The organism is Breoghania sp. (genome assembly GCF_030066895.1).
In the GTDB taxonomy this organism is placed as follows: domain Bacteria; phylum Pseudomonadota; class Alphaproteobacteria; order Rhizobiales; family Stappiaceae; genus Breoghania.
The window spans coordinates 104332-116705 of record NZ_JASJAV010000001.1; the positions used below are offsets into that span (position 1 = coordinate 104332).

General features: G+C 62.9%; 9 protein-coding genes and 1 pseudogene. 2 read left to right on the plus strand and 8 right to left on the minus strand.

The window, feature by feature from the left end; genetic code table 11:
* Window positions 1-244: 244 nt before the first annotated feature.
* The 8 genes from QNJ43_RS00610 to QNJ43_RS00645 all read right to left on the minus strand — a co-directional run bounded on the left by QNJ43_RS00610 (window position 245) and on the right by QNJ43_RS00645 (window position 8911).
* Complete coding sequence (locus QNJ43_RS00610; protein ID WP_300466526.1) at window positions 245-1060, minus strand: tetratricopeptide repeat protein; 816 nt, start codon at window positions 1058-1060, stop codon at window positions 245-247.
* Between the two features lie 535 nt (window positions 1061-1595).
* Window positions 1596-1796 (minus strand): hypothetical protein, encoded by a 201-nt coding sequence (locus tag QNJ43_RS00615; protein WP_300466528.1) that lies wholly within the window; start codon window positions 1794-1796, stop codon window positions 1596-1598.
* Window positions 1797-1899: 103 nt separating this feature from the next.
* Entirely contained in the window at window positions 1900-3744 is a 1845-nt protein-coding gene (gene recJ, locus QNJ43_RS00620; RefSeq protein ID WP_300466530.1) for a single-stranded-DNA-specific exonuclease RecJ, read from the minus strand.
* Between the two features lie 119 nt (window positions 3745-3863).
* The gene (locus QNJ43_RS00625) at window positions 3864-4703 is read right to left on the minus strand and encodes a hypothetical protein (protein WP_300466532.1); all 840 of its coding nucleotides are present in this window, start codon (window positions 4701-4703) and stop codon (window positions 3864-3866) included.
* 238 nt (window positions 4704-4941) lie between these two features.
* Window positions 4942-5937: a class II fructose-bisphosphatase gene (gene glpX / locus QNJ43_RS00630; RefSeq protein ID WP_300466534.1), complete on the minus strand. Its 996-nt coding sequence runs from the start codon at window positions 5935-5937 to the stop codon at window positions 4942-4944.
* Window positions 5938-5942: 5 nt separating this feature from the next.
* On the minus strand, window positions 5943-7301 hold the full coding sequence (locus QNJ43_RS00635) for a homoserine dehydrogenase (protein ID WP_300466536.1): 1359 nt from the start codon (window positions 7299-7301) through the stop codon (window positions 5943-5945).
* 25 nt (window positions 7302-7326) lie between these two features.
* Window positions 7327-8361, minus strand: coding sequence for an aminotransferase class I/II-fold pyridoxal phosphate-dependent enzyme (locus QNJ43_RS00640; RefSeq protein ID WP_300466538.1), 1035 nt, complete (start codon window positions 8359-8361; stop codon window positions 7327-7329).
* 85 nt (window positions 8362-8446) lie between these two features.
* Window positions 8447-8911, minus strand: coding sequence for a hypothetical protein (locus QNJ43_RS00645; RefSeq protein ID WP_300466540.1), 465 nt, complete (start codon window positions 8909-8911; stop codon window positions 8447-8449).
* Between the two features lie 614 nt (window positions 8912-9525).
* On the opposite strand from QNJ43_RS00645, the pseudogene phaC reads away from it, so the two are divergent.
* Window positions 9526-11279: pseudogene (phaC, locus tag QNJ43_RS00650) on the plus strand (class I poly(R)-hydroxyalkanoic acid synthase).
* A gap of 341 nt (window positions 11280-11620) precedes the next feature.
* Window positions 11621-12301: a hypothetical protein gene (locus tag QNJ43_RS00655; protein ID WP_300466542.1), complete on the plus strand. Its 681-nt coding sequence runs from the start codon at window positions 11621-11623 to the stop codon at window positions 12299-12301.
* Window positions 12302-12374 lie beyond the last annotated feature (73 nt).

Below are 12374 nucleotides of genomic sequence, written 5' to 3' on the forward strand. Positions count from 1 at the left end.
CTTCCCGCCCACCTCACGACAACGTCATCCTGAGGAGCGCTCGAAGGATGGGCTTCCCTCAATTTCGATGGAAATGAGCTCCTTTTGCGCCGGACTGTCATACCCGCGATAGCGAGGCCCCGGCATTCCAGAGACATGTGCGGCTCTCGCGCAAATAGCTGATCCAGTTGTCACCGGATCCCCACCTCGGTGGGAATGACAAGCGTGCTCGATGAGTAATTCGAAGCCCGACGCGAAACCGCGCTCAGCGGGACGCGACGGCCTTTTCCTGCCACCGCTGGGCCAGCGTCATGGCACGGCGGCGCTCCGCCTCGCCGGCAAGCGAGAAGGCGCGTTCCTGGGTATCGACAATCCAGGCATCCTTGTCGCCATGGGCATGCGGCAGGGCGATGGTCAGCCACATCAGGCCGCGGATCCGGTTGGACGGAAACGTCTCGTCGAAGAACAGCAGCTTGCCGAGCGTCGCCTGGGCCTGATAGTGCCCCTTGAGCGCGGCCAGCTTCAGCCAGCGCGCGGCCATGCGCAGGTCCGGCGGATCGTCGGGGGATCCTTCGAGATAGATCCGCCCGAGATTGTACTGCGCGTCCGCATTGCCGAAATAGGAGGCCGCGTAGGTGAAGATCTCCCGCGCCCGGCGGATATTCGGCTTCACCGCCGTATCCTGGATGCCGGTCAGGTAGTAGGAGCCGATGGCCACGAATGCGCTGGCCACATACGGCGCCTGGGAGGAACTGGGCGCGTCGTCGGCGTGCTGAGAGGCGATGCGCGAAAAATACTTGAAGGCCTTGAGATCATCCTCGGCCACGCCGTCGCCATCGGCATACATGCGCCCAAGCTTCCACTGCGCGGCCGGAACTCCGTTTTCCGCGGCAAAGGAAAGCGCGTCGACTGCCTTCTGCTTGTTGCCGGCGAAATAGGCGCGAGCGCCGAGGCGGAAAGCCTCGGTCGGCGTCGTTTGCGCCTTTTCCGACGCGGCTCCCGGATCGAATGCGTAACTCGCACCGAAGGGGAGAAGCGCCAGAATGCCGGCCAGACAAAGGATCGCGTTGGTATTCCGCATGATCATTTTCTGTTCGTTACTCTGCGAAAGCCCGCGGCGACGGCTGACACGGCCGCCCGTTCAAAACGCCTGACGACATCGACCTCCCGCCCATATGGCGATATCGCTCGTCCGGCGCCGGTTTCCGGCGTGTCCAACCTCACACAGCGGTCCCTTCCGCCACACCTGCGACGCTTCCCGAAAGGGGTCGCATCACGTATCGATCGCGGCGCGAGCAAACCCGAGTAATCCGCTTGCGCTTTTCTAACGGGTTGCCGCCGCACTTCATTCGACACGATACATGCCCGCAGAAACATGGCCGAAAGGGGGCGTCAGCCCTCGCACAGACTGTTAGCCGAAACATTCACGAAGGTGTGTTGCGCGCTGGGCACATAGGCCGAAAAACAGCCTTGCGGCAGTCGGATTCGCGCCGAAGTGTCGCCCGTTTCCTGCCTCGTTCTGCACTCCGCGCTCAAGCGTGTGCGTCTCCGGATCGGAAGCGCTCAACACCCGCGCGAAAGACAAATCTCCGCAACGTAAGGGCAAGGAGGTTCCTTCAGTTGATTTTAGGACGAACGACGAAGCGCGCCGCCATTTCCGCCGGCAATGCGGCGAGCGAAAGAGCCGCCAGCATGCCGGGGGGCGGCATGATGGGCGGGGTACGGGTAAGCTGAACCTTGGAGAGAGCCATCTCTGCGCGTTCTGCGCTTGACCGGAGTTCCGCCAGAACCGCATGAAGTTCGCCGTAGGTGCCCATCCTGGACCTACTGTTCATGGGAGGTCGCGCGATAGACGCCAGCCGGTTTCTCTATGGTTAATGGCGCACCAGTTAATTGACGTCGGGAATCGGTGGCGTGGCCCTAGCGCTGGCCCAGTTTCGGCTCGGCCGCATCCAGCACCCGCATCTGCACTTTGGGCGCGCCCTGCCAATGGTCGAGCGACAGGCAGCCCGCCACATGCAGCATGTGCCCGCGCGCCCCCAGAAGCGCCTGGCCAAGCGGCTGATCGGCGCAGCGGAACGCGATCGCCTTGATCGAGGAGCGGTCGGATCCCTCCAACGACAGCCGCACATGGCCGTTGCCGACCGTATCGGCAAAGGTCACCCGGTGACTCGGCAGCGCAAAGACCGGTTCGGAGTGCCCTGTCCCGTAAGGCCCGGCCTTTTCCAGAAGCGCCATCAGATCCAGCGTCGCGCCCGATGCCGTCACCGCACCGTCGATCTTGAGGACGTGGTCCTCGCGCGAGGCGGTAACATCGGCGGCAAGCCGCTCTTCCATGAACACCTTGAGATCGTCGACCCTGTCGCGCATCACGGTCAGCCCGGCCGCCATGGCGTGCCCGCCGCCCTTGAGGATGATGCCCGCGTCGAGCGCCGCACGCACCGCCCCACCGAGATCGACGCCCGGAACAGACCGGCCCGACGACGTGCCCTTGCCGTCGGCATCGAACGAGATGGCGAAGGTCGGGCGGCGATGGCGTGCCTTCAACCGCGAGGCGATCAGCCCGACGACGCCCGGATGCCAGTTGTCGGCCCCCGTCACCAGCACCGACGGCCCTTCACCGTCGAGCATGACGGCGGTCGCCTGCGCCTCTCCCTCTTCCAGCATGGCCGCTTCCATGGCCTGCCGCTCCGCGTTCAGCCGGTCGAGATGAGCCGCGATTTCGCCCGCCGCACTCGCATCGTCGGTCGACAGCAGCCGAGCGCCCAGCGCAGCGTCGCCGATACGTCCGCCCGCATTGATGCGCGGCCCGAGCAGAAATCCCAGATGATAAGGCGCCAGCGGACCATTGATCCGCGCCACGTCGGCAAGGGCGGCCAGTCCCGCATTCTGCCGCCGATGCATTGCGACAAGCCCTTTCGTCACATAGGCCCGGTTGAGCTGCTTGAGCGGAACCACGTCGCACACCGTTCCCAGCGCCACCAGATCAAGCCATGAGAGCAAATCTGGAGCATTCCCGTTAAAGTAGCGACGTTTCTTCAACTCGCGCATGAGCGCGACCAGCACCAGGAACGTCACCCCGACCGCCGCCAGATGTCCTTGTCCGGACAGGTTGTCCTGCCGGTTGGGATTGACGAGCGCGGTGCACAGCGGCAGCTCCACACCGACCTGATGGTGATCGGCAACCACGACGTCGAGCCCGATCTTGCGCGCCTCTTCCAGCGCCTCGAAGGAAACGGAGCCGCAATCGAGCGTGATGATGAGGCTCGCCCCGCCCGCCTTGAGATCGTGCATGGCGGCTGGGTTCGGGCCGTAGCCCTCGATGATCCGGTCGGGAATATAGATACGCGGATCGAGCCCGAGAGATCGCAGGCCTCGCGTCATCAGGGCCGAGGAGGTTGCCCCGTCCACGTCATAGTCACCGAAGACGGCAACGCCCTCCCCGCGCTCGACCGCATCGGCAATGCATGCGGCGGCCGCATCCATATCGACGAGGCTGGAGGGATCGGGCATCAGCGAACGGATGGAGGGTTCGAGGAATTCGGCCGCCTCTTCCGCCACCACGCCGCGCCCGGCCAGAACGCGGGACACGATATCGGGAATGCCGTTGCGCTGTGCAATGGCCTGGGCCTGCATGGCGCTGACATTGTCGAGCCGCTCGCGCCATGCCCTGCCCGTAGCCGAATTCTTCACCCCCAGAAAGGCGCGGGTCTCCGGATCCTCGCGAAAACCGTCATGGGAGAGTGTGGCGAGCTTTGGCAGCAAAACGGTCTCTTCGGGTTCGCGGATGATGGGCCGGACTATAACCACGAGTCGGACGCGGGCAAGAGGGTGCGGTGAGATTGGGGGCCGAGAGAAGGAAATGGAGGCGCTTGCGCGCCCCCTCAAGACCGAAAATCAATCAACGGCTTCGCCCCGCCCGCCTCCCGGAACGCGCGGATGGCCGCTTTCCAGTCTTCCAGCACAAACACCTGCACCTCAGGGAACTCCACCTGCCGCAGCAACGGCCACAATCGATCGAACTGCACCTGCCAGACGGCGGGCGTCATTTCCGCCAGATCGTCGCGAAGGTGAAACCGCTCGAACCCGGCCCGAAGGATCGCAGGCGGCACCACAGGTTGCCCGCTCAACAGATCGTAGCCGACGAAAACCGACCCCATCCGCATGGCGGCGAGCACCTTCGATCCCAGATCTCCGCCGACGGCATCGAACGTCACATCCGCGGCCCGCGCCGCCGCCTCGATCGCGCCCGCGTCCTCTCCCGAAACCGGTACGATGCCGAGTGTGCGCATGCGGGCGACCCGCTCGCTCGAGCGGTAGACGCCGACGACCTCGACCGCTCCTTGCAACAACGCCCAATGTCCCAAGAGCGTGGCGCAACTGGAGCCCGATACCGTCAACAGCACACGCTTTCCCGCCACCGGATAGCGGGTGAGCATGCGCAGCGCCGCCAGCGGATTGATGTAACCGCGCGCGGCGCGCAGATCCTCGATATCATCGGGAACCGGCACCGCGAGAGCCGGATCGCAATCGACATAGCGCTGCCACGTTCCCGGCCCACGCAGGGGCAGAACACGGGAGCCGATGAGAGCGGCATGCGCTCCGTGTGCCTCTACCACCCGGCCCACGCCCTCGTAACCCGCCACCATCGGCAGCGTGATGAGATGCGAATAGACGCCGGTGACGGGGATCAGATCGGAGGGGTTGACCGGAGCGAGCTCCATTTCGACCCGGATCAGTCCCGGCTTGAGAGGAGCGAGATCCGCGTCTTCAAGATGCAGGGCGTCCAGCGGGTCGCCGAAGGGCGGTAGATCAGGGCACGGTTTTTCATGCGGGCCCCTTATGGGCGAAGGGGAAATGGAGGCGCTTTCGCGCCTCCGGACCCTTTCCTTCTTCCTCCCCCGAAACGCAAAACGCCGCCGCCGGGGCGACGCCGTTTCCACATTCAAGACCGGACTGTCCTCAGTCCAGATAGAACTTCTTGAACTGCGTGTGCTCGCCTTCGATCCAGCGCACGGTGCCAGTGGTGGAACGCATAACGCAGGTGTGCGTCGTGATGCGATCCTTGCCGAAATGCACGCCGCGCAGGAAGTTGCCGTCGGTCACGCCGGTCGCGGCGAAGTAGACGTCGCCCGAAGCCAGCTCTTCCATCTTGTACTTGCGGTTGAGATCGGAGATGCCCATCCGTTCCGCGCGCTCGTACTGGTCGTCACGCGCGATCACCAGACGGCCCTGCATCTGACCGCCGACGCAGCGAAGCGCTGCCGCTGCCAGAACGCCCTCGGGCGCACCGCCAATACCCATGTAGATATCGATGCCGGTCTCTTTCGGCGTCGTGGTGTGGATCACGCCGGCAATGTCGCCGTCGCCGATGAGCCGCAGCGCGCATCCGACTTCACGGATCTCCGCGATCAGCTTGTCGTGGCGCGGACGGTCGAGCACGCAGACGTTGATCTCATGCAGGTCGACGCCCTTGGCCTTGGCCAGCGCGTTGATGTTCTCCGCCGCCGGCGTATCCAGATCAACCAGACCATCCGGATAGCCCGGGCCGATGGCGATCTTGTTCATGTAGCAGTCCGGCGCATTCAAAAGGCCGCCATGCTCGGCAAGCGCTAGAACGGCCAGCGAGTTCGGCAGGTTCTTGGCGCAGACGGTGGTGCACTCCAGAGGATCGAGCGCAATGTCGACCTTGGGGCCCTTGGTGGTGCCAACCTTCTCGCCGATATAAAGCATCGGCGCCTCGTCGCGCTCGCCCTCGCCGATCACGACGGTGCCGTCGATGGGAAGGCGGTTGAGTTCGCGCCGCATGGCGTCGACGGCTGCCTGATCGGTGGCCTTCTCGTCCCCGCGCCCGCGCATGCGTGCAGCCGAAACCGCCGCTCGTTCCGTCACACGCGCCACCTCCAGGGTCAGGAGGCGGTCGAGCTTGTACTTCGAATTTTCATCCTCGGTGGACATTCATGTCATCCTTGCGCTGTGCCAGCGTCGGGTTTGCGTTCGATGCGGATCATGCGCGGCTGGCCGACGAGAACGTTCTCGCACCGGATCGCTTCTAGTGCTGCCTTGATATCCGCTTCGGTTGTTTCATAGGTGATCATGATGACCGGTTGCGGAGACGTCACGTGCAGGGCGTCGAGGGAAAGCTCCGGAGCCTCACTCTTGGGCGCACGCCGGCGCTGCACGATCGATTCAAGAGAGATGTTCTTTTCCGCCATGCATCTGGCGATGGTGGCGAAGGCGCCCGGCCGATCATAGATCGACAAACGGATGAAGTAGCCGCCCTCATGCCGACGCATGCGTGCGCGGGTATAGGGCTCCAGATCCTCCACGGGACGGCCCATGGTCGGCATGATGTCGCCGCGGGCAATGTCGGCAATGTCTGCAATAACCGAGGAAGCGGTGGCGTTGCCGCCGGCACCCGGCCCGACCAGCACCACCTCGCCGAGGTAATCCGCTTCCACGGCAACGGCGTTCAAAACACCGTCGATGCGCGCGATAGCGGATGATTTAGGCACCATTGTGGGATGCACGCGCTGTTCGATACCGGTATCGGTGCGCTGGGCGATCCCGAGGAGCTTGATGCGGTAGCCGAGTTCGTCGGCCGCCTCGATATCGGCCGTGGTGATCTCGGTGATACCTTCGAGATAGATGGACTCGACATCCGTCTGGCACCCGAAAGCCAGGCTGGTCAGCAGCGCCAGCTTGTGCGCGGTGTCGTTGCCCTCGATATCTAAGGTCGGATCGGCCTCCGCATAGCCAAGCCGCTGCGCTTCCTTGAGGCACTCCTCGAAAGACAGGCCCTCGCGTTCCATCCAGGTCAGGATGTAATTGCAGGTGCCGTTGAGAATGCCGGAAACGCGGGTAACCGCATTCCCCGACAGCGACTCACGCAGCGTCTTGACGATCGGAATGCCGCCGGCGATGGCAGCCTCGAAATTGAGGCTGACGCCGTTGTCCTCGGCGAGCTTCGCCAGGTCCATTCCGCGTTTTGCAAGAAGTGCCTTGTTGGCCGTCACCACGTGCTTGCCGGATGACAGCGCGGCGCGCACCACCGCCAGAGCGGGCCCATTTTCCCCGCCGATCAATTCGACGAGAACGTCGATGCTGTTGGAATGGGAGAGCGTCAGGGCGTCGTCGTACCAGGCATACCCGGAAAGATCGACGCCGCGGTCGCGGCTCCTGTCGCGAGCAGCGACGGCGACGACTTCGATCGGCCGACGGCAACGTGCGGCCAGATGCTTGCCGTGCTCTTCGACGAGACGGAGAACGGACGCGCCGACCGTTCCAAGGCCGGCGACGCCGAGTCTCAAGGCATCTTGCATATATCCGTGATCCAGTATCTGAGTTTCAGCGCCGGGCGCCTATCGGGATCACGCTGTGCAATGTTTCGTCCGCAGTTTCAAGAAAACGCCGGATGTTTCGCGCAGCCTGGCGGATCCGTTGCTCATTCTCCACAAGTGCGATGCGGACATATTCGCCGAATCCGATGCCCGGAGACACCGCCACATCCGCCTTTTCAATCAGTAGTTTAGAAAATTCCACCGATCCCAGGTGCCGGAATTTCTCCGGAATCGGCGACCAGGCGAACACCGAGGCGCGCGGCGAAGTCACCGGAAAACCGGCATTGTCGAAGTATTCCACCAACACGTCGCGACGCTTCTTGTAGATCTCGCGCGTCTCCGCGATGCACTCGTCCAGCCCGTTCAGCGCGGCGGTGGCTGCAACCTGGATCAGCGTGAAGGCGCCGTAATCGAGTGCGCCGATCAGTCGTTCGTTACCGACCGCGAATCCCATGCGCCAACCGGGCACCGAGAAGGTCTTCGACATCGAGGTGAACTCCACCGCGATATCCATCGCACCGGGAACCTGAAGAACCGACGGCGGCGGGGTGTTGTCGAAATAGATCTCCGAATAGGCGAGATCGGACAGCAGGAACACGTCATTCTTTTTCGCAAACGCCACCACGTCCTTGTAGAAATCCAGATCCGCGACATAGGCCGTCGGGTTCGACGGGTAGCACAGGATCACGGCCGTGGGCTTGGGCACCGAGTGTTTGACGGCGCACTCAAGCGCATGAAAGAACTCCGCATTCGGCTCGACCGAAACGTAGCGCAACGCGGCGCCCGCCATCAGGAAACCGAAGTCGTGGATCGGGTAGCTCGGGTTCGGCACCAGCACCACGTCGCCCGGCGCGGTGATCGCCTGCGCCATGTTGGCGAAGCCTTCCTTGGAGCCCAGCGTCGCGACGACCTGGGTATCCGGGTCAAGCTTCACGCCGAACCGGCGGCCGTAATATCCGCCTTGCGCCTTGCGCAGGCCCTTGATGCCCTTGGACGCGGAATACCGGTGCGAGCGCGGGTCCTGAACGATCTCGGTCAGCAAGGAAAGACTTCAAAGGAGTCGTTGCGAAAGCATCGAGAGGCAGAGAACACGGACGCGGAGAACGGGTGAAGGGCGCCTCTCCGGCCTACTCGGCGTCGTCCTCTTCGATCTTCTTGATCGCGTCATCGATGTGATGGTCGCGCTTGGCGAGAAGATCGCGGATCTTGGCATTCCACAGGCCGCGCCCGGAATCGGACGAATTGCGCTGAGCCAACTGCCGCAGCTCCTCTTCCGTGCGATTGACCGCGTCATTGGTCTTCAGCCGGGCGCCCTGCCCCGTGCCCTGGCCTTCCGGGGCATAGGCGGTCACGCTGCTCTCACGCATGACGACCTTGTTCGGGCTGTCGGGATCGTAGACATAGTCGGGCTTATTGGAATTGCCATCGGCCGGTTCGCTGGCCGTTGCGGCCAGCACCACGGCGGGCTTTGCCTGCGAAATACCGGGCTGCACGCCGCCGGGCACGCCCTTGGGCGGCACGGTCACGACACCGAGAAGGGTTGCATCAGGCTCGCCGGCGCATCCCGAAAACGCCAGCGCCGCGGCAGCCATCAGCCCCCGCGTCCCGCGCTTCACATTCCGGTCACGCCTCCCCGACCGGGCCCGCACGACAATCGTCGAGCCCTTCGCATTCGAGCCTCGCACCAGCATTCCTTTCATTCCGCCCCCTGCCGGGCGACAAAGCTCCCACCCCAGCCGATATGATCGGCGAATACCTCGCACTGCACAAGCGCGCCAGGCGATGAAATCACGCAAGAGGGCTTCGATTCGCGCCATTGTCGGACAGAAATATGTTTTTCGACGCCCCATGCAAGTTCGGCATGTCCCTTGAGCGCAAATACATTCCTCCGCTCCCACCATCGTCCCGGTTGCGAAATCGAGAAATGCCGCTAGGTTAGTCGTATTGCCTACGTCTACGCCCAACAATTGGGTAGCCCGTTGGTTCGTCATGTATTTTTACTGCAGCGCAGCGGCGAAAAGCGGGCCGCGACCCTTGTCAGAATACGATCGTACAAGCCTATTACTGAGAGAAACGGCCGATGAGAACCGCGAATGGTTGAAGGGGGCCCATCGCTTCGCGACGACACGTTCCGCCGGGCGAATAACGTCCGCACAAAGGCACAAAGCCTGCATGGAGACGGAGCAACACTGAGGGAGGCGCGTTCATGTCCGAAGCCCACGATAACAGCCCCGTGCTGCGCTACATCGTGGAAAATCCGGAATCTTTCGCCCAAAGCCTCGCCCGCGCGAGACCGGCGAGGCGCAGGACGCGATAGCCGACGAGATCACCGAGGTGGTCAAGACGCTGTCGCGCGTCGGCGAATACTGGATGAAGGATCCCCAACGCACCATCGAGGCGCAGTCCCGACTAATGTCGGGATATGTCGACCTGTGGAACGACACGCTGAAGCGCATGGCGGGCGAAGAGGTCCAGCCGACCGCCGAGCCGGATCCGCGCGACAAGCGCTTCAAGGACGAGGACTGGACCACGAACCAGTTCTTCGATTTCCTCAAGCAATTCTACCTGATCACCGCGCGCTGGGCGAAAACCCTGGTGGTGGACGCCGCCGAGGTCGACGAGCACACCCGCCACAAGGCCGATTTCTACGTCAGGCAGATCACCAACGCGCTGTCGCCGTCGAATTTCCTGCTGACCAATCCGGAACTGCTGCGCGAAACGCTGGACTCCAACGCGGAGAACCTGGTGCGCGGCATGCAGATGCTGGCCGAAGACATCGAGGTCGAACACGGCGACCTGCGCATCCGCCAGTCCGACGGCAGCAAGTTCCATGTGGGCAAGAACCTTGCCATGACGCCCGGCAAGGTGTTCATGCAGAACGACGTCTGCCAGCTAATCCAGTACGAGCCGACCACGGAGAAGGTCCTGAAGCGGCCGCTCCTCATCGTGCCGCCGTGGATCAACAAGTACTACATTCTCGATCTCAACCCGGAAAAGTCGTTCATCCGCTGGGCGGTCGAGCAGGGCCACACGGTCTTCGTCATCTCCTGGGTCAATCCCGATGCCTGCCAGGCGCAGAAGAGCTTTGCGCATTACATGCACGAGGGTATCTTCGAGAGCCTGGACAAGATCAAGCGGGCGACGCAGGTCGAGGAGGTCAACGCCATCGGCTATTGCGTCGACGGCACGCTGCTTGCCGTCCCCCTCGCCTACATGGCCGCGCACGGCGACGAGGGCATCAAGTCCGCGACCTTCTCCACCGCCCAGGTCGATTTCAAGTATGCTGGCGATCTCAAGGTCTTCGTGGACGAGGAGCAGATCGCCAATCTCGAGAAGCGGGTGCAGCAGAAAAGCTATCTGGAAGGGCGCAAGATGGCCACGGCCTTCAACATGCTGCGCTCCAACGACCTGATCTGGCCCTACGTGGTCAACAACTACCTGCGCGGCAAGGAGCTCTTCCCCTTCGATCTCCTGTACTGGAACTCCAATTCCATCCGCATGCCCGCGGCCAACCACTCCTTCTATGTACACAACTGCTACCCGGAGAACCGGCTCACCCAGGGCAAGATGGAAATCGACGGGTAAACGCTGGATCTCGCCAAGGTCGAGATCTCGGTCTTCAACCTCGCCACCCGCGAGGACCACATCGCCCCGGCGCTTTCCGTCTTCGAAGGCTCGAAATATTTCGGCGGCGACGTCCATTACGTGCTGACCGGCTCCGGCCACATCGCAGGCGTGGTCAACCCGCCCTCCAAGAAGAAGTACCAGCACTGGACAGGCGGCGCGGTCAAGGGCCAGTTCCAGGACTGGCTCGCCAATGCCAAGGAGGCACCCGGCTCCTGGAGGAACCACTGGATCCGCAGCCACGACAACACGCTCGTCAAGGCAAGAAAACCCGGCGCGCGGCGGGTAAAAATCATCGAGGAGGCTCCGGGCGCCTACGTGAAGATGCAGGGCTAAGGGAAAATACCGAGAATTCCCGCCTCATCTTCCCGTGTCGTAGGAACATGATCTCTACTCATGGTTTGAATAATCACTTTTACGCCAAGAAGAACGAAGCCGTCTGGCACTCAAACGATTCTCCGTTATAGTCTTGCGTGACGGAACCTATTGCCGAAATCGGGGAACGCCGCGTGAACTATTCGCCTTTCTGGTGCAAACGGACCGACAGATATTGTGCGAAATGAGTGTCATCCACGTATAGACCCCGAAAAGCGCGGTCTACCCGTTGACCGCCAAGGAGGCACGGGTCGCCCCCGGACAGGACGTGGCGGAGGGTGACGGGCTTTTACGTCTTCAGCATGGCCGACGGCCGCGACATCCTCATCCGCGCGCCGAGGCCGGGACGGGTCTGCGAGCCCCTGTTTCCCGTTGGCCTCACCGTCGACAAGCCGACGCCGTTCATCACGTTGGCCCCGATCGCCGAGAGCATCCCACTGGCCCCGGAATCGGAAGCCGATCCGGCCCCGACGGTCGAGCCGCAAGCGATCCCGCCCGAGGCGACAGAGACCACACCTCCCTCCGCGATTTCGCGCAAACTGGCGGCCGCCGCGCTCTCGTTCGGCGAGATCCTGATCACGCTTCTGGCGGCATTCCTCATTTGCGAGACCCTCTTTGCCGACTTCTTCGAGGACCACATCCTTGCCCGCTGGGGCCTGATCCTCGCGACCTTTCTCGTCACCATCTGGGTCGCCGGAGGCCTGGAACACCGGATCCATCCGGGCCGCAATCCCTTCTCAACTGGTGCCACCGTCACCTGCGGCCTTCTCGCCGTGGCGATGATGATGCCCGCGAACCTCGTCTCCGAAACGCTGGAGGACTCAGGGATCCATGTCGACCTCTCCCCCGACCTCCTTTTCAAGCAGAATGCCTACGGCGTCGTGCTGGAAGATCTTGAAAACTACTCAAACGGCAACCCGACGAAACCGACCGCACGGCAAGCCCAGAACTTCGCGAGCTGGCTGAATGACGAGTTTTCCTGATCCTGACTGCCCTTGCCTGCCTCGCCCTTCCCGCCCATGCGCAACAGATCCTGACCTTCGCGGCCAAGTGAGA